The sequence below is a fragment of the Brevibacillus reuszeri genome (genome assembly GCF_001187725.1).
Lineage (GTDB): Bacteria > Bacillota > Bacilli > Brevibacillales > Brevibacillaceae > Brevibacillus > Brevibacillus reuszeri.
Genome location: NZ_LGIQ01000005.1, coordinates 542,008 through 560,398, shown reverse-complemented (window position 1 = coordinate 560,398; position 18,391 = coordinate 542,008). Strand labels below are relative to the sequence as shown.

At 49.6% G+C, this 18,391-nt stretch carries 18 protein-coding genes; 4 read left to right on the top strand and 14 right to left on the bottom strand.

Annotated elements, in window-relative coordinates:
• Positions 1 to 12: 12 nt before the first annotated feature.
• Together ADS79_RS06185 and ADS79_RS06180 are read right to left on the bottom strand one after the other, a co-directional pair.
• Positions 13 to 1,419 (bottom strand): HAMP domain-containing sensor histidine kinase, encoded by a 1,407-nt coding sequence (locus ADS79_RS06185; RefSeq protein WP_049737538.1) that lies wholly within the window; start codon positions 1,417 to 1,419, stop codon positions 13 to 15.
• Entirely contained in the window at positions 1,412 to 2,095 is a 684-nt protein-coding gene (locus tag ADS79_RS06180) for a response regulator transcription factor (protein WP_049737537.1), read from the bottom strand. Before ADS79_RS06180 ends, ADS79_RS06185 begins: the two co-directional genes overlap by 8 nt.
• A 141-nt stretch (positions 2,096 to 2,236) precedes the next feature.
• On the opposite strand from ADS79_RS06180, the gene bluB reads away from it, so the two are divergent.
• The gene (bluB, locus tag ADS79_RS06175; protein WP_049737536.1) at positions 2,237 to 2,902 is read left to right on the top strand and encodes a 5,6-dimethylbenzimidazole synthase; all 666 of its coding nucleotides are present in this window, start codon (positions 2,237 to 2,239) and stop codon (positions 2,900 to 2,902) included.
• 206 nt (positions 2,903 to 3,108) lie between these two features.
• Here the strand turns inward: bluB and hrpB are convergent, their stop codons facing one another.
• Positions 3,109 to 5,649, bottom strand: coding sequence for an ATP-dependent helicase HrpB (gene hrpB, locus ADS79_RS06170; RefSeq protein ID WP_049737535.1), 2,541 nt, complete (start codon positions 5,647 to 5,649; stop codon positions 3,109 to 3,111).
• Between the two features lie 168 nt (positions 5,650 to 5,817).
• On the opposite strand from hrpB, the gene ADS79_RS06165 reads away from it, so the two are divergent.
• Positions 5,818 to 6,630 (top strand): MBL fold metallo-hydrolase, encoded by an 813-nt coding sequence (locus tag ADS79_RS06165; RefSeq protein WP_049737534.1) that lies wholly within the window; start codon positions 5,818 to 5,820, stop codon positions 6,628 to 6,630.
• Positions 6,631 to 6,687: 57 nt separating this feature from the next.
• Here ADS79_RS06165 and ADS79_RS06160 read toward each other — a convergent pair whose 3' ends face one another.
• Positions 6,688 to 7,398, bottom strand: coding sequence for a YetF domain-containing protein (locus ADS79_RS06160; RefSeq protein ID WP_049737533.1), 711 nt, complete (start codon positions 7,396 to 7,398; stop codon positions 6,688 to 6,690).
• A gap of 153 nt (positions 7,399 to 7,551) precedes the next feature.
• Here ADS79_RS06160 and ADS79_RS06155 point away from each other — a divergent pair, with 153 nt between their 5' ends.
• Positions 7,552 to 7,941 (top strand): VOC family protein, encoded by a 390-nt coding sequence (locus ADS79_RS06155; RefSeq protein ID WP_049737532.1) that lies wholly within the window; start codon positions 7,552 to 7,554, stop codon positions 7,939 to 7,941.
• Positions 7,942 to 7,999: 58 nt separating this feature from the next.
• On the opposite strand, the gene ADS79_RS06150 is transcribed toward ADS79_RS06155, so the two are convergent.
• The 5 genes from ADS79_RS06150 to ADS79_RS06135 form a co-directional block, all read right to left on the bottom strand.
• Positions 8,000 to 8,827, bottom strand: coding sequence for a prohibitin family protein (locus ADS79_RS06150; protein ID WP_049737531.1), 828 nt, complete (start codon positions 8,825 to 8,827; stop codon positions 8,000 to 8,002).
• A gap of 60 nt (positions 8,828 to 8,887) precedes the next feature.
• Positions 8,888 to 9,106 carry a hypothetical protein gene (locus tag ADS79_RS06145; protein WP_049737530.1) on the bottom strand — a complete coding sequence of 73 codons (219 nt, stop codon included), beginning with the start codon at positions 9,104 to 9,106 and terminating at the stop codon, positions 8,888 to 8,890.
• 14 nt (positions 9,107 to 9,120) lie between these two features.
• Positions 9,121 to 9,417, bottom strand: coding sequence for a zinc ribbon domain-containing protein (locus ADS79_RS35950; protein WP_084765660.1), 297 nt, complete (start codon positions 9,415 to 9,417; stop codon positions 9,121 to 9,123).
• Positions 9,392 to 9,862, bottom strand: coding sequence for a hypothetical protein (locus tag ADS79_RS06140; protein ID WP_049737529.1), 471 nt, complete (start codon positions 9,860 to 9,862; stop codon positions 9,392 to 9,394). Before ADS79_RS06140 ends, ADS79_RS35950 begins: the two co-directional genes overlap by 26 nt.
• Positions 9,863 to 10,063: 201 nt before the next feature.
• Positions 10,064 to 11,290 carry an MFS transporter gene (locus ADS79_RS06135; protein WP_049737528.1) on the bottom strand — a complete coding sequence of 409 codons (1,227 nt, stop codon included), beginning with the start codon at positions 11,288 to 11,290 and terminating at the stop codon, positions 10,064 to 10,066.
• 148 nt (positions 11,291 to 11,438) lie between these two features.
• Between ADS79_RS06135 and ADS79_RS06130 the strand changes: the two genes are divergently transcribed.
• Positions 11,439 to 12,335: a LysR family transcriptional regulator gene (locus ADS79_RS06130; protein ID WP_049737527.1), complete on the top strand. Its 897-nt coding sequence runs from the start codon at positions 11,439 to 11,441 to the stop codon at positions 12,333 to 12,335.
• Positions 12,336 to 12,384: 49 nt separating this feature from the next.
• Here ADS79_RS06130 and ADS79_RS06125 read toward each other — a convergent pair whose 3' ends face one another.
• The 5 genes from ADS79_RS06125 to ADS79_RS06105 form a co-directional block, all read right to left on the bottom strand.
• A complete protein-coding gene (locus ADS79_RS06125; RefSeq protein ID WP_049737526.1) occupies positions 12,385 to 14,115 on the bottom strand; it encodes a methyl-accepting chemotaxis protein in 1,731 nt (576 codons plus the stop codon).
• A gap of 91 nt (positions 14,116 to 14,206) precedes the next feature.
• Positions 14,207 to 14,845 carry a deoxyribose-phosphate aldolase gene (gene deoC, locus ADS79_RS06120; RefSeq protein ID WP_049737525.1) on the bottom strand — a complete coding sequence of 213 codons (639 nt, stop codon included), beginning with the start codon at positions 14,843 to 14,845 and terminating at the stop codon, positions 14,207 to 14,209.
• A 13-nt stretch (positions 14,846 to 14,858) separates the two neighbouring features.
• A complete protein-coding gene (locus tag ADS79_RS06115; protein WP_049737524.1) occupies positions 14,859 to 15,857 on the bottom strand; it encodes a substrate-binding domain-containing protein in 999 nt (332 codons plus the stop codon).
• A 49-nt stretch (positions 15,858 to 15,906) separates the two neighbouring features.
• Positions 15,907 to 16,896 (bottom strand): ABC transporter permease, encoded by a 990-nt coding sequence (locus tag ADS79_RS06110; RefSeq protein ID WP_049737523.1) that lies wholly within the window; start codon positions 16,894 to 16,896, stop codon positions 15,907 to 15,909.
• Positions 16,884 to 18,386 (bottom strand): sugar ABC transporter ATP-binding protein, encoded by a 1,503-nt coding sequence (locus tag ADS79_RS06105; protein ID WP_049737522.1) that lies wholly within the window; start codon positions 18,384 to 18,386, stop codon positions 16,884 to 16,886. The genes ADS79_RS06110 and ADS79_RS06105 overlap by 13 nt, the downstream gene beginning before the upstream one ends.
• Positions 18,387 to 18,391: the final 5 nt, after the last annotated feature.

Sequence of the window (18,391 nt, the reverse complement as noted above, 5' to 3'; positions counted from 1 at the left end):
GTTTTACAACCATTATTTTCGCAAGATCAGCGTAAAGACGCTGCCCTGTGGAGAGCTTGTGGTAAGCACCAAATTTCCACCCATCGCCTGTGCAATCATCCGGCTAAAGGACAGGCCAAGCCCAAGCCCCCGCACGAGTTGTTTCTTCTCTTCGCCACGGTAAAACCGGTCGAAAATGAAGGACTGCTCCTCAACAGGAATTCCCTTGCCGTTATCCTTTACTTCAATCATAATCTCCTGCGTCGTCTCCGATAGGGTTACCTCAATCTGACCTTCCCCTTGTATCGCTTGCGCCGCATTGTTTAACAGGTTGTAGATAATCTGCTGTATTCGCAGTGGATCTGTTGTAACCGTAATCTCATTTGGCGGCTTGTTGACCCGCAGCTCCAGCCGATCCTCTTCTCGGCCGTTCTGCCACTGATGCGTAATTTCTTGCACCAGATCACCCAGATTTTGATTCTCTCGCCGGATACGAATGTCTCCTACGGCAAACGTATTGAAGTCGAGCAAATCCTCCACCATTTTTTGCAGGCGGGTCGTTTCTTTTGTGCATATGTCCAAAAACTCTTTGGCTTCGTCGCCCGTAACGATATCGTCCTTGACGGCTTGGACGAGGCCGCTTATCGAGGTGACCGGAGTTTTCAGCTCATGTGTCACACCAGCCAGCAGCTCTGTGCGCATCAATTCCAGCTGCTTTAACCGATCAGCCATTTCCTTAAACGAGTGAATCAGGTCATATATTTCATTTTCCCGACTGTCCTTGTCCAAATGAATCTCATAATTGCCCATGACAATCTGCTTGGCTGCGTCAGCTACATTCTTGATCGGCTGTGCCAGCTTTCTCGTCAGCAAATAAATAACCAGCCAGCCGAGCAGTCCGAGGCCACCCAGCATGATAAACAGCAACTCGAATTCTGTGCTGCTTCTCGTTATGTCCTTTTTATGCGTAAACAGAACGACCCAGCCGACGTGCTTCTGATTGACTTGTATGCTTCTTTTTACGAAAAGCAGCTCATCACCCCGAGCGAGCTTGACCTGTGTCGCATTATCATTCGCATTTACCAGTTGCTCGGCTAAACTGGTAAGCTCCGAGGAAAAGGGGCCAGGTGCATTGAAAAGCGGGCGCTTCTCTTCATTGAGAATGAGAAAAAATGGCTTGACATTGAGACGTAGAGATTCTTGCCGCCTGTCTAAAATACGAAACAAGAACGGGTCTGTTTTGAGCTTCCCATCTGCATCGACCATGCGATCCGAAATCTCTGCTGCCATCAAGCGCATAATATCCAGTCGCTTCTGGGTTTCACTGTACGTAATCCACAGGCTGGAGAGGACACCAATGACGAGCAGCCCGATACAAAGGGTAATGACATAACGTGTTGTCCAATAACGGAAGAGTGATATCCTTTTTTGTTTACTCATACACACACAACTTGTATCCCAAACCTCGAAAGGTTTTTATTTCTCCTTCGGTAACGGGCCAGTTTTCCAACGATCTTCTGATCCGCTTGATAGACAGGTCCACGGCTCGATCACTCCCCTCATAATCCAGTCCCCACACTTGCTCAATAAGCTGATCACGGGTAAAGGTCTGATTCTTATACTGAGCAAGAAACAGAAACAGCGAGAGGTCTTTTGGCGTAAACGTGAGCTCGACTCCGTACAGTGTGACGGAATACGCTTTGAAATCGACCTTGAGACTCCCGAACTGCTTCACACCATCCCCCTCGATCACTTGTGTCGAACGGCGCAGCACCGCTTGAACACGTGCCACCACCTCGTCTGCTATAAAAGGTTTGGTTATGTAATCATCCGCTCCCTGACCGAGACCAGCCAGCTTGTTTTCAATCTGACCAAGTGCAGTCAGCATAATAACGGGGCATGAGCTTTTTGCTCGTATGTATTCTAAAATGCTCCATCCACTCCGGCCTGGCAGCATCACATCTAACAGGACAAGAGCCGGGCACATTGCGTCAAATTTACGCTCTGCCTCATCTCCGGTAAATGCTTGTTCCACTTGAAAATGGTGCTTCTCCAAATACGCTTTCAATACACGGGAGATGGGCAACTCGTCTTCCACAATCAGGATGTTTTTCATTCCCGGTTCCCTCCTCTTTCGCTAGGACAGACTCTTTTTTAAGAGTAAATCAGGAATATGTCAAGCGGAAGTCTGGAATGGCCCTTTCTTTCCTATTAAAATGGGAAGAAGGCTTATAAGCAAATCAGGAGGTTTTCGAAGATGAATCGCTTGACCGAGGAAGAAAAAAACGGGCTGTACAAGGCCATAAGCAATCGCAGAGATATACGCACGTTTCGCAAGGATCCGGTTCCATCCGAAAAATTGACAATGATTCTCGCAGCCGCCCATCACGCTCCTTCCGTCGGGTTTATGCAGCCATGGAATTTTATTCTCGTTCAGGACGATGAGTTGAAGCAGGAGCTGGCCGATTGCGCCGACAAAGAGCGTCGCGCACTTGCTATTCATTATGAAGGGACAGGCAGAGAATCAACCTTTCTCGATTTGAAAATTCAGGGGATCAAGGAAGCTCCGGTCACGATCTGTGTCACCTGTGATCCAACTCGCGGCGGTGATCATGTCCTAGGACGCAACTCCATCCCCGAAACCGATACTATGTCCGTCAGCTGCGCGATTCAAAATATGTGGCTTGCCGCTTACGCAGAGGACTTGGCTATGGGCTGGGTCAGCTTTTATAAAAAGGCGGATGTTCGCCGTTTTTTGGATATTCCGCCACATATCGATCCGGTCGCACTACTATCCGTTGGCTATACTGACCACTACCCGGATCGACCGCTGCTGGAGCTCTATAAATGGAGAGAGCGAGAAGATTTGCAGGAGTTGATCTACCGGGATCGTTGGGGAATCAAGCCATCTGGAAAAAAGTAGCAGAACAAAAAAAGGGTTGCTCACTTGTTTGAGCAACCTAGATGCAATGGAGAGGTAGTACGTGAATAAAACAGTACCTTCCAGACGTAATTGTTTTCGTATAGGTTTCAAAAAACAGCTTACTCACGAACATAGAACTAACAAAATGGGAACGTTCACCCAGGCTCAGGGTAGATAGTACAAGCCAAAGCAGACTCGATTTGGGTCTAAGTGCGGGGGCGGGGGCGAGTCCTGTTCGTAGGCATGGCTTGCAGGGGATCATCCGGCCAGTAATGCTTGGGATAGCGTCCCTTCAAGTCCTTCTTTACCTCAAAGTATGTGTTTTTCCAAAAGCTGGACAAATCTTGTGTCACCTGCACAGGGCGATGGGCCGGCGACAATAAATGGAGAGTCAGTGGCACCCGCCCTCTTCCAATCCGCGGTGTATCCTGCCAGCCAAACAGCTCCTGCAATCGAACGGAAAGAACAGGCGCACCGGAATGGCTGTAATCGACTGGAATACGTGAGCCGCTCGGAACGACGATATGTGTAGGTGCGTTTTCATCCAGCTCTCGCCGCTGATCCCAACTCAGCATGGACTCCAGAATGGACGACAGGGACAGGCTGCGCAGCTCGTCCAGTCTTTTCCATCCATACACATGCGGTCCAAGCCACTCTGGAAGAGAACGGATCAATGCCTCTTCGGAAGCATCCGGCCAAGCTGCATCGAGCTTATGCATGAACTGCAGCCGTTGTGCAAGCTGCCGCGCGTGACGATCCCATGGCAAAAGGTCCAGCCCTTGTTCCGCAATTCCCCCAAGCAATGCATGGAGCACAGCATCCGGGTCAGCCATTGCACTCGGAGCCTCCCATATCGTCAAAGCTCCCAAATGCTTGCGAATTCTGGCACGCACAGATTGGGTCGACCGCTCCCACCATACATGCTCCTCTCGTATCTCGCTTGCGCAGTCGTGCTCCAGATCGCTTTCTTCAAGCCTGGCTGCCAGCGTGATGCGACTATCAGCTCCTTGATCATCAAGCATAGCTGCTACCACATACTTTTCATAAGCAAGTGGCTGCTCCCATGCAAAAGCGGCACCTCGTCCATTGCGCAGCAAATACCGTCCGTCCCCTCTGCGCTGGGCGATGCGATCCGGGTACGCAAGAGCAAGCAGTCTTCCCGTCGCTGATACATCTTTTGAGGCTTGTGCCAGCGGTTGCTTCTCGCTCGCAGCCCATTGCCGCTTCAATTGTGCGGCTTCCTCCCATATGCGGCGGCAAACGCCTTCATCGATTTGAAGCTCGCCAAGCTGCGCGCGATCCATCTTCTTGTGGTGACCGTGGTGACCGATCACTCTGAGCAGCTCTACCCGTAGCTGCAGGTCTGCGTCCTGGGTTGCCCCTCTGCCGCGCACGATATCTCGTTCCCCGATCAACACCGCGAGCTCACAGGCAAGTGAGCGAAGTCCCAGCTCCCCTGATTTCCAGATCATATGTCCCAGCCTCGGATGTAGTCCCATTTGTGCCAGCTGTCTGCCATGCTGCGTAATTCGCTTGCCTGCATCCATCGCTCCTAGCTGCTGGAGCAATTCGCCAGCCTGTGCCATGGCCGCCTTTGGTGGCAAATCCAGCCATGACAGCTCGTCTGTGTCAGCCACACCCCACGCTGCCAATTCCAGAGCAAGCGGAGCTAGATCAGCTTCCTTGATTTCAGGCAGCTGCTGCGCTATGAGCACTCGGTCCTCCTGCTCGGTCCACATTCGATAGCAGATGCCTGATTCCAATCGTCCTGCCCTGCCTCGTCTTTGATCCGCTGATGCTTTGGATACCTTGATCGTCTCCAGCCTCGTCATTCCTGTTCGCGGGGAGAATCTCGGCACACGCATCAAGCCGCTGTCTATCACGATTCGCACGCCTTCTACCGTTAAGCTCGTTTCGGCGATAGAGGTAGACAGCACGATTTTTCTTACTCCGGGATTTGCTCGTCTGATCGCCCGGTCTTGTGCTTCCTGTGAAAGTGCTCCGTACAAGGGAGTAATCTGTGTTCCTGCATCCAGGCCAGCCTCCTGAAGCAAAGCCTCTACCCTGCGAATCTCCCCAACCCCAGGTAAAAAAACGAGGATGTCTCCGGATTCAGCCCGGTGGGCATGCCCAATCACCTTCACAAGCTCAGGCTCCACACGCCCTTCCAGTGGACGAGCCAAAAAGCGTGTCTCCACGGGATATTGCCGCCCTTCACTCACAAGCACGGGAGCATCGCCGAGCAAGGCAGCCACTGGCTCTGCATCGAGGGTCGCGGACATGATGAGAATTCGCAGGTCCTCACAAAAAAGGCTGCGTGCCTGCAGACTAAGGGCAAGTCCCAAATCTGCGTTGAGATTGCGCTCATGAAATTCATCAAAAAGGATAAGTCCAACTCCCTCTAATGCCGGGTCAGCCTGGAGCATGCGAGTGAGAACACCCTCGGTAATAACTTCAATTCGGGTATGAGGCCCTACTTTTGCATCCATTTTCACGCGATAGCCGACCGTCTCCCCCACCTTTTCCCCCAGCAGAGTAGCCATGAAGCTGGCGGATGCCCGCGCAGCCAAACGCCGTGGCGTCAGCATCAAGATTTTCCGTCCTGCCAACCACGGCTCATCAAGGAGCGAAAGTGGCACTCTGGTTGTTTTTCCGGCACCTGGCGAGGCAACGAGTACGGCGCTTGTTGTCTCCTGTAGAACAGCCTTCAATCGCGGCAGTACCTGATCGATGGGCAGTTGATTCATCTCTTCACCTCTTGCTTGCATATCCTGATTTGTCCATCATACACACAATCCGTCTCATCAAAAAAGCATTTCTATAAATGACTGAATAATCATTCAATAGTATACTAGAAGCGTTGCCTTTCTTTTCGACTGATAGAAACCATCAGGAACTAGAAGGAGGTGTGCGATGTGCTCCACATCCACCAGCATGAAGCAGTCACCTGCGTAGAAGGAATGGTGCAAAAAGCTGGCCGGGACGCTTCGATTTATGTATTTATTACAGATGGCATGATCATTGACACCGGTCCCCAAATTATCGCAGGAGACCTGATCCCCTTTCTTCAAGAAGCATCCTTTGATTCCGTCGTGCTGACACATAGCCACGAGGATCATGTCGGGAATGCGGCTTGGATCGAAGCGCACAGACAGATACCGATCTACATTCATGAAACGGGAGTAGACGCGTGCGCCAAGCAAGCTAGCTATCCCAAGTACCGTCAGCTCACCTGGGGCGTTCGCGCGCCATTTACGGCTTTGCCGATACGAGCTACCTTTCAGTCCCGTACCCTTGATTGGAAGGTACTGTATACGCCGGGGCATGCCCACGACCACATCGCCCTCATTCACGATGCCACCGGACGCCTATTCTCAGGTGATTTATTTTTAGGAATCAAGACAAAAGTGATTTTGCAGGAAGAATCCATCCCGCTTCAGATCGAATCTATCCGGCTGGTTCTCTCCCATGACTTCGGTGCCATGTATTGCGCCCATGCTGGATACATCGCAGATGGACGCGCTGTCTTGCAACAAAAACTGGACTATCTGGAGAATTTGTCGGGAGAGGTATGTCATCTCCACTCCCTGGGCCTTGCGGAAAATGAAATCCAGGCACGACTGTTTACAGGTAATCAGCTGATCGTCGAAATATCCGAAGGGGAATTTGATTCGCTTCACATCGTTCGCTCGGTGCTAGCTGGTCGTATAAGGGAATCAAAAAGCTAGGAGCACCCCATTTGATGCTGCATACCAAAACGAAGAGACCGACTGCTTTGTCGGTCTCTATTCTTTATCAATCGGATTGGACATCTGATCATCGTACAAATCGAAAATCACTTTCCCATTGGAGTTTTTTACTGCGTAATTCACCTCATCGAGGCGCAGACCTTTTTTGTTCAAAAGCTCCATCAACCAATCGGGCTGGAGCTGATTCTGCTTTAAATTGTGGTGGATGATCTTGCCATCCATGATCAACTCAATGGGAAACCATTGTCGTTTATTATATTTTAGCTTGAGATCCTTCCGTGTGACAGGAAGGTATTCCGCTCTGCGTAAAATAGATAACTCACCGTTCAGCTCAAGCACCGCGAACTGGACTTCCTCAATATTGTAAATGTTTCTTTCCCGTAGCTCCTGATTCAGTGTATCCAGGGAAAACTTTAGCTTTCGCATGTTATCTTCCAATATTTTTCCGTTCTGAATAATGAGCGTCGGCTGTCCGGAGAACCACTTCCGCAAATAACGATTTTTGAGGGACACAATCATTAACAAATAGGCAATTAAACTAAAAGTAAGCAAGGCCGCAATCAGCTGAGCCATTTTGATTTGAAGGTTAAAAGCGAGGTTGGCCGTAAGCGCTCCTAATGTAATCGCTGCCACAAAATCATGATATGTCATTTGGGCGATTGTCTGCTTGCCCAGCAGTCGTGTAATGATCATCATAATGGTAAAAGCGAGAATTGCTCTTCCGATCGTTTCGATAACCGCTTCCATCATCCACCGCCGTATATAGTCGATATGTTCGTCTTCCTATAGTTATATCCAGTATTTGACCCACCAAATCAATTGCATCGGCTATGTACAGACTTTTGCAGAAAAATCTTCTACAATAAATCGTAATCTCATGCGTGGTTAGGAGTGAAATCAATGGCGATCAAAAAAGTAGAGCATGTCGGGTTGATGGTAAAAGACCTGGATACTTCCATCGACTTTTATACTAGGGTGATCGGGATGGAGTGCTTGGGCAAGCTGGTGCATACCAATCCTGCCATTACCCTTGCTTTTCTCGGTCTTGCTGGCAGCAAGGAAACCGAACTCGAATTAATCCAGGGGTACAGCGATTCGCTTCCCGAAGAAGGCAAAGTGCACCATCTCGCTTTTGCCGTAGACAATCTAGAAGAGGAAATCGAGCGTCTCAAGGAGCTGGATGTTGCCTTTATCGACGCGGAAATTACGACATTGCCGAACGGGTCACGCTACATATTCTTCAAAGGTCCGGATGGAGAATGGCTGGAGTTATTCGAAAGCACTCGCTAAAAAACTTATCAACGAAATGAAGACCATCCAGGCAGCCAAGCCCCAGATGGTCTTCGTTTTATTTCTCCACACTGATAAACGGAGTCGCTCCGCCTGTTACGTTAGGCAGTTTGCCATCCCACTTGCGAATCGCCTCCAGCTGTGCTTCGATCTGTCTGAGCTGGATCAATTCCGGTGTGACTTCCTGCTTTTGCAAGCGCAATGCTTCCGCTTGAGCCTGCGCTCTCGTAATTTCCTGTTCCTTCTCGATCTTGATCCGTTCCAGATCCAGCTTGGACTTGAGCGCTTGCTGTTCGGCAACCTGCTTGGATTCAATAGCGCGGTTGAATTCATCGCTAAACGTAAACTCGCGAATATTGATTTCATCCAAAATGATGTTATAGGTGGACAGCTTTTCGCGTAACACTTCTTTTACCTTGGCGCTTACTTCAGAGCGCTTGGAGATGAGCTCTTCTGCTGTATATTGAGCAGTAACCGCTTTCAACGCTTCTGCGATGGCGGGATCAACAATTCGGCTGTTGTATTCCAAGCCAACCTGCTGATACAGTTTGTTTACATTTTCAGCGTCCAGATGGTGGTTAACTGCGATCGTAGTTGATACGGTTTGCAGGTCACGAGAAGCAGAGGTTTGACTCATCTCCGACTTCTGTACTCGCACCTCCATTGGTATTACGGTTTGAATAAACGGAATTTTGAAGTGCATGCCTTCTTGCATTACCTTTGGCTGTACTGCTCCGAGTTGCAACACAATTCCGCTGTGTCCAGCCGATATAATCGTAAAGGATTGAGTTCCGAGTAGTACCAATACCGCAAGAACCAGGATTGTCGCAATCAGCTTGCCCCCTGCTTGAAAGGGACTCATCTTCACTACATTGTTGTCGCTCATGTTCCGCCTCCCCTTTTTATATATCATCATTTATGCATACGTTTCAGAAATGATTTAGTTTCAAAAACTTTCTGTATTCGCTGACGCTTCCAACAATACTCTTCCCATGCGCTCTGCTTCGAGCTTGCACAATTCAAACTCCACCTCGCCTGATACATGCGAAATGAGCTGAATGACTTCCTCGCACCCGTGGCTACAAATAAGAAACTGTTCCCATTTTACCTGGGCGCGAGGTACGTTTCGGGCATGAAACCCACTCTGAAAACCACCACCGGTCATTTAAACACCATCCTTTATCCAAAAAACAAATCGAGAATATCGCGTGTGGCAGAGGAATCTCGTTTATACATCTCACTATATCCACAAGCGACGCAGCTCACGACATCGAACCGTTGATACTGCAAATTGAACATCCGTGACAATATTCCACCAGTTGCCGACATTTCCGTAATCGTTGCAGAAGTGCAGCCACATTTAAGGCAGCCTCTTTTGGCACTCTGACCCGCTGCTTCCCGAATCGTTTTCCTCGTACAGCTGCACTGGAATCGATAATCGAGTTGCTCTTTACAGATTCCGCAAATATTGGCCATGGCTCCAGTCTCCTCTTTTTGGCTTGACAATGACAAAGCTGAGGAGCCAGACATGAAGATAGAGCAGTGAAGCAACGACTCCTAACCGAATCCACCCGTCTGAGAGCAGAGTGGACTGGATCGATTTTCCACCAGACATGATGAGCCCAAACAGCATCATGACAACCAATCCCGCCAATCCATACGCAATCAAACGGAATACATAATTCACAACAGGGTTTACCCAACCAATTTTTTCAGTTATATACTCGATCAAAAGCGCCAACGGTACTCCTCCGAGTACATAGACAGGTGCCGCGTAAATCAGATACACCATGACTAATGAAGCGAATGACCAGGAATATGTATTTGCTTGTTGCTCATCCAGCGGGGTGTAGTTCAACCAGGCAAGTCCCAGACAAAAGATGATCGCTGTCAGTAGCGCGACCACTATTTTGCGAATCATAAACCTTTCCACCTCTCATCCTTTTTACCAAACTTCTATAATGATACCCTTTCTTTGGGAGCAGAGGAAATAAAACTTCACCTTACTATCTATCCGATGCTTTTATCAACAAGTACTTTCTGTGCGAATACGGCTAACAAATACAAAAAAACCGCGGCAAGATTGCTTCCGCGGTTCTCAAATTACTAGCATGCAAAAAGGCTAGCCTTTCACAGGCACATGATTTTCTGTTGAAACAGGACTGCTCACAGGAGCGACTTTGGCTAATTGATGGACGAGAACAAAACCGATCAGCATAAAGGCGACGATCATCCCAACGACTCCACCCCAGCCAAAAGAGGACCAGAATATGCCACCCATCGTCCCACCAATGCTTGAGCCTGCATAGTAAAAGAAAAGATAGAGTGAGGATGCCTGCGCTTTGTCATGCAGAGCACGGCGTCCTACCCAGCCGCTCGCAATCGAATGGCTCCCAAAAAAACCAAATGTGAGAATTGGCAGTCCGAGAATTTTGATCCATAGCCAGTCATGCAAGGTCAGACAAGCCCCGATCAGCGTAAGCAGGAGCGAGATCATCAAAACCTTTTGTCGGCCGTATTTATCCGCCATTTTCGCCATCCATACCGAGCTGAACATTCCTACCAAAAACACGATGAAAATCCAGCCGACAAGCGTTTGGCTAAGTGAATAGGGCTCTCGCGTCAGTACATAGCCCATGTAATTGTACATCGCTACATTACTGCCCAAAATGAGAAAGCCGATCCCAAACAGACATAATAGACCTGGGTCCTTCAAATGACTTCCCATCGATGCCATCAGCTTTTTAAACTCAGGTGACCGTGCATGAAAATTTTGCGATTTTGGCAAGCAAAGCCAGAAGATCAGGCTCGCGATCAGGCTGATGAAGCTGATCGAGCCCATCGCTACATGCCAGTTGAACAGGTCAGTCAGTGTGCCGGAAATGATGCGGCCACATACCGCTCCGAGTGAATTCCCGCTTATGTAGAGCCCCATCGCAACTCCGAGGCTTTTGGGCTCCATTTCCTCTCCCAAGTACGCCATCGCAATCGACGGCAAGCCTCCCAAGGCTATCCCCTGGATAATCCGAAATAGGAGTAAGGATTCAAAGGTCGAGCTGCAGGCAGTCAAAATCGATAGAACAGAAGCTACCAGCATGGAGCTGATCATGACGGGTTTTCGTCCCCACACCTCTGACATTGTACCGAACAACAGCATGCTGATCGCAAGCGATATCGTCGTCATGGAAAGCGACAGGCTTGCCATCGTCGGCGAGATGTGAAAATCTTTGGTGAATTCCGGCATGAGCGGCTGAGTACTGTACAAAATCGCAAACGTATTAAACCCCGCAGCAAAAAAGGCAAGATTGGACTTGCGAAAAGCAGCAGTTCCTTGCTGGATGTAGCCCATGATGATGAACCTCCCTAAATCCTTTCCCTCTCACCGTTATACTATCACCCCCAATTCATAATGTATAATTTATTGTAATCATGATTTTCATGCATACAGGTAATGAATCTGATCTTGCTATTCTGATTCGCGTAGGAGGATGAATCCGATGGAGTGGCAACAGCTTGAATACTTTCAAACCTTGGCACGGCTTCAGCATGTGACGCGTGCTGCCGAGCATATGTCTCTCTCTCAGCCTGCACTCAGCCGTTCGATCGCCCGGCTAGAGGAGGAGCTGGGTGTCCAGCTGTTTGAACGACAAGGCAGAAACATCATGCTGAATCGATACGGACAGCTTTTTTTGAAACGGGTCAATCGCATTCTCAAGGAATTTAACGACGGGAAGCAAGAGCTGCAGGATTTGGTGCACCCTGATCATGGTGAGGTAGGCTTAGGATTTTTGCACACGCTCGGAACGAGTCTGATTCCTGATTTGATCGGGGCCTTTCGTCTTACAGCCCCTTCGATCAACTTTACCCTCATCCAAAATCACAGCTACTCACTGCTAGAGCATTTAGGTGCGGGCGAGCTGGATCTGTGCCTGCTGGCAGAGCCTACTGAAACCAAGCTGCCGATCCATTGGACACCTTTATGGAGCGAGGAGCTGTTCGCGGTCGTACCGCTCGGTCATCCTCTTGCTGATCGAGAAAGCATTTTACTGTCGGAAATTGCAAACGAGTCTTTTATCTTTTTGAAAAAGGGCTACGCCCTGCGTCGAACGACCGACCAGTTGTTTCAGCAAATCGGGGTCACTCCGCAAATTACGTTTGAGGGAGAGGAAGCGGCTACGGTTTCGGGGCTTGTAGCAGCGGGGCTGGGTGTGTCGCTGCTGCCTGAACTGCACGGGATTAACATGAGCAAAATTGTACAACTCCGCATTCGTGAGCCGAAGTGTCAGCGGGTGATTGGGATGGCTCTCGTGCAAGGCGGATATCTTTCTCCGGCTGCTACCCGATTTAAGGAGTTTGTATTGAATCATTTTTCCGGTACGCCATACGGCAGCTAGGGGAACCACTTTCCATGGTTCCCCTTTTTTCAATCGTATGTGCTTTCATTTACCTCGTATGAAACCCGGCTACAATCGATTTCAAATGCTCTGCTCGGGCACCAATCATCTCTGCCATATGGCTGACCTGCTCGGAGGCGGTCAACTGCTCGGCCGCATGCGTGACAACGTCCTGGCTGTGGGTCGATACTGTTTGGGCAGCGGAGGTGAGCTGTTGAACAGATGCCGAGGTTTGCTGAGCGCCTGCGCTTACCTGTAGGGAGGTAGCGGAAATTTCCTGCAATTGTGCCGTTACCTCTTCGATCAAGCTCATGATTCGTTCAAATGCCTGTCCCGTTTGATTGGCAGAATCAAGTCCCGACTCCACGCCCAGAACCATTCCCTCCATCGCGCTGACCGCATTTTGCGAGCCGCTCTTGATCTCTGTGATCAATTGTTCAATTTGGGCAGCGGAATGCTGGGATTCTTCGGATAGCTTTCGCACCTCGTCAGCTACCACTGCAAATCCACGCCCATGCTCGTTCGCCCTTGCTGCCTCGATTGCTGCATTGAGGGCAAGCAGCGACGTTTGCTTGGAAATCCCTGAGATTACACCAAGTGCATGGACAATTTCCTGTGATTTCTCACCCAGATTGCGGATTGTGGCTGCTGCTTCTTTTACCCGCTCATCCATAAACCCGATTTGCTCCATGACAGCTCGCAACAAGCCATCTCCTTGCTGGGCTTTGCCTGTCATCACGGAAGACGCATCCGCGATAGCTGTCGTTCTGTCAGCAATGACCTGGACACCTGAGCTCACCTGTACCACGACCGCCGCTACCTCTTCTGTGCTGCATAGCTGCTCTGCTGTCAAGGCGGACACCTCATGCATCGCTGTCTGAGCACCCATCGAGGAAGTGTAGGATTGCGTGGCACTTTGCTGCAGGCTCTCCGCTGTATACAGCAGTTCGTCAACACTTTCTTGCGTGGTATGAACGATTTCCTGTACCTTTTCGATAAACAGGTTAAACGAAGAGATTAGCGTACCGATTTCACCAGATGCCTTCACTTGTACCCGATCAGTCAGGTCTGACTCACCGTTTGCTGTTTTCTCTGCAAAGGTCGTAATCCATTCTGTTACCTTTTGTACGGGCTGTGACACCGTGCGTGCAATCCCGATTCCAAACAGGATGGACAGCAAGCCCGCTCCTACCAGAATGGCGATCATGATTATGTTAGCCTCACTGCCATTCGCAGCTGTCCTGTTGTAGTTTTCGAATGCTTCCGTTTCCTTCGCGGTCATTAGCTCCTGAAAGCCGTTATTGATGTTTTGCAGCAAAGGCGAGAGCGCCTGATACTGGCTTGCTGCCTCACTGCCCTCCTGATGAAGCACCAATTGAATCAGTTCTGTACGCTTTCCCTGGTATTCCTTCAGCATAGCCATCAGCTCATCCAGCTTTTGTTTTTCCTCTTGCTCCTTCACAGAATCGGCAAAGGAAGCAATCAGCTGGTTGTTTTCACTGATCAGCGCCATCATCTGCCCAATAATCGCATTATGCTTTGCCGTTTCCGTCTCCAGCGTCAGTTGATAAAAATGGGTTTCCAGCGTACGCAGATTAGTTCGCACCTTGCCAATCTCCAGAATCGGCACCAGATTGTCCTCATGTACGTGATGCATACTATCATTGGCTCTATCCAAATAGTAAAAGCCGGAGAACCAGATCCCTGTCATGGTTAGCATCATGATGACCAGCATCAGCATGATACGCGGAAAAATCCGCAATTGATAGAACCTCTTCACAATTTTTCCTCCTGATGTGTTCACGTAAAAAGTGAGCGAAAAAAACGGATGGGGAGCAATCTCTCCCATCCGCTGTTTGCACAAGAAGTCTTTAGCTGTTCACGATGACTGTACTGTTGCTCGAACCGATGCGAGAAGCGCCTGCTTCGATCATGCGTTGCGCTGTTGCCAAATCACGGACTCCGCCGGAAGCTTTCACGCCCAAGCGATCTCCCACTACTTCTCTCATCAGAGCGACATCCTCAGCAGTAGCTCCCCCTGTAGAAAAGCCTGTGGAGGTTTTGACGTAGTGTGCCCCTGCCTTCTCAGACAATTGGCATGCGAGAACCTTCTCTTCGCGAGTCAAAAGGCACGCCTCAATGATCACCTTCACCAGCTTGCCCTCGGATGATTCTACGATCGCACGGATTTCATCCTCGACCAGCTTCGTATCGCCTGCTTTCAAAGCGCCAATGTTGATTACCATATCGATTTCCTCAGCGCCATCGCGGATCGCCTGCTTCGTTTCCGCCACTTTGAGTGCAGCTGTGTTTGCCCCGAGTGGGAAGCCTACCACTGTGCATACTTTTACATCCGTGTTTGCGAGAAGCGAGCTAGCCAGCTCAACAAATGCAGGGTTGATGCAAACCGAGGCAAAATGATACTCGCGAGCTTCCTCGCATAGCTTGATGATTTGCTCTTTCGTTGTCTCCGGTTTCAATAGGGTATGGTCAATGTAAGATGCAATCATTTTTGTAGCCTCCTTATTTCATTTGGGCAAATACGTCTTTTTCGTTGTACACATCTTTGGCGTTGGAAGCATCAATCAAGCCAGTTCCGCCATCCACATACTCCAGTACCTGCTCTCCTTTTGCCACTTTCAGTGCTGTGTCTACTACGATGGCGCCGAGCTTGGTAGGATCGTTGAATACCGTTGCGCTATACTTACCGTCTACGATTGCTTTTACTGCTTCAGACAGACCGTCGATACCCACGATTTTTACTTTGTCCAGCATTTTCGCCTGTTCCAGTACCTGCAGGGCACCCAGTGCCATATCGTCGTTATGCGCGTAAACGAGATTCACGTCAGGATTTGCTTGCAAAAGATCCTGGAACGCTTTTACGGCTTTCGCGCGTACGTAGTCTGCATATGGTCCTTCCACGATTTTTACGCCAGATTCCTTGCCAACGATCTCATGGAAGCCATCATGTCGATCCATCATGACCTTGCCGCCCGCGTCGCCTTGCAGCTCGATAACCTTCCCTGTAGCTTTGCCTTCTCCGCCCAGGAGAGCGACAGCTTGCTTCCCTGCAATACGTCCCATTTCCTTGTTGTCACGACCTACGAATGCTGCTACTTTTTCCTCGGTTGGACGGTCAACTGTCACTACTTGAATGTTTGCCTGCTTCGCTGCGTTCAGCGCTGGCACCACAGCTGTCGGGTTGGTCGGGTTCAGGATCAGTACGTCAATTCCTTTGGTAATCAGATCCTGAACATCTGCATTTTGCTTTTCGATGTCGTTCTGCGCATCCATGACAACCAATTCTACGCCTTGCTTCTGTGCCTCTGCCTTGGCGCCGTCTACCAGTGCTGTGTAGAATGGCGATTCAGATGTCACCTGAGAGAAGCCGATGACGATCTTTTTGTCACCACCGCCAGCATTTGCGCCTCCTCCCTCTGCAGCAGGCTGTTGAGAGCAGCCCGCAAATACCAGGCTCGTTAATAGTGCTGAAACAACGAACAGTTTGTTTCCCTTCTTCATGTAAAATCCCCCTTATGATTTTTAGAGAATGTGAAACCTAGTTCATTTGTCATCCATTTTTGCTTTGCTTGGAGATGACAAAGCGGTTGAGCACCAGCGCCAGGACGATAATCACGCCCATGAAAATGGATTGGTAGTACGAGGATAGGCCCAGCAGGTTGAAGATGTTGGTGATAATACTCATCAACAAAACTCCTACGAAGGTTCCTCCGACGCTGCCCACGCCTCCAAACAGGCTTGTCCCGCCGAGAACAACAGCTGCAATCGCATCAAGCTCAATGCTCTTACCTGCAGTAGGCTGTCCTACGGTGAGCCATGAGGCCAGAACGATTCCCGCCAAGGCAGAAAGCGCACCGCAGATAATGTACGTGTAGGTGATATATCTGTTCACATTAATCCCGGACAAATGTGCGGACTGCGGGTTGCCGCCGATAGCGTAGAGCTTGCGTCCAAACGTCGTGTATCGCAATACGAGTACAGCCAGAATCGTTAGAGCAATCCAGATGATTCCCGAGACTGGAATCCGGTCAAACAGATTGGCCCCAAAAAAACGAATCGATTCCGGCAGGTTGTAGACAGGCTTTCCGTCTGTGAAAAGTAAGGCCAGACCGCGGGCTGCCACCATCATCGCCATCGTCGCAATAAAAGCAGGTACCTTTAGCTTGGTTGTCACCAAACCATTGATTAAGCCCATGGCAGCCCCTGCGATGATTCCCAGGATGACAGCTCCAAAAACTCCCACGTACGGAATTGATAGTGCCATGACCATACCCGCCAAAGCGAGAACCGAGCCGACTGACAAATCAATCCCGGCAACGATGATGACAAACGTCATTCCAATACTGATAATCCCGACAACAGCAGATTGCTGCAGCAAGTTCAAGAAGTTTTGAACAGTAAAAAATTTAGGCGACAGCGTAGAGCCGATCGCGATGAAAACAACCAGCAAGAAAAAAAGATTATACTTGCGCAAAAACTTTCCTAGGTCAAATGAGGGCGCTTTCTTTTTCACGCTGCTGACTTCCTTTACGTGTTCCATAACGTTGTCCCCCCTGTCACTGCAGATTTTAGAATCTCTTCCTTCTGCGCTTGCGGATCGCGGAACTCTCCGACGATACTGCCGCGGAACATGACGAGAATCCGATTGCATATTTCCTGCAGCTCATTGATTTCCGACGAAGCGACGATGACGCTTGCTCCCTCCGCTACGAGCCGTTGAATGATCTTGTAAATTTCTTGCTTGGCTCCGATATCCACGCCTTGTGTCGGTTCATCAAATAAGATGATTTGAGACTTTCGGATCAGCCATTTCGAGATGATGACCTTTTGCTGGTTTCCACCACTCAAATTCCCCATCAAAGTCAGCGCATCCGGAGTTTTCACGTTTAACTCGCGAATTTTATCCGCAATCTCGCTGCGAATACGGCCAAGACTGATAATGCCACCATTGGCAAAACGGTCGTAGGCTGGCAATACAGCATTTTCCTCTACAGAAAGGCCGAGAATCGCACCTTCCGTCTTTCTGTTTTCGGGCACGAGTCCCATCCCTACGCGAATGGCTTTGCTCGGGCTGTCGATTTTCACCTGATTGCCATCTAAATAAATGGCCCCGGCGGATAATGGATCAACCCCATACAGTGCTTTTAACAGCTCTGTCCGTCCCGCTCCGACCAATCCGTACAGCCCGAGTACCTCTCCCTTGCCCAGTGAAAAGGAAACATTGGAGATTTGCCTTGTATGAAGTGCTTCCGCTCGCAGCAGCTCTGTAAAGTTTGGCTGCTCCGTGCTACGTACCTGCTTTTCCATCTTGTAGCCGATGATCAGCTCTGTGAGACTGGCTTGATCCAGCTCGTCTAGCTTTTGTGTCGCAACCCATTTGCCATCACGCAGGACCGTTACCCTGTCACCGATTGCGAACAGCTCTTCCAGCTTGTGTGAAATATAGATGATCGTAATCCCTTGCTTGATCAGTTCTTCAATGATGGTAAACAGCGTGCGAATTTCGTTTTCTGACAAGGTCGTGGAAGGCTCGTCCATGATGATGACTTTGGCATTTCCCTCCAGAGCCTTCGCCAGCTCCACAATCTGTTTATGACCCATGCTGAGCTCTGACACCGGTGTATCGACATCGATCGCGATCCCAAGACGATCGATTAGTTCCTGTGCCTGTTTCCGCAAGCGCTTCCATGAAACAAAACCAAATCGCGGCTGTGCGTACGATCCGAGATAAATGTTTTCAGCCACGGTCAAATGCTCAACCAGTGACAGCTCCTGGTGAATCGTGATCACACCAAGACGTTTGCTGTCAGCCGGGCTAGACATCGTGACCTTCTCCCCTTGCAGATAGACCTCACCCTCGTCCTTTGGATAGACGCCGGCGAGAATTTTCATCAGTGTGGATTTTCCTGCCCCGTTGGCGCCGATCAAGCAGTGAACTTCCCCCTGATTTACAGAGAAATTCACGTTTTGCAGCGCTTTTACACCGGGAAATGACTTGGAAATATTCTGCATCTTGAGTATCTCGCTCATCGCAT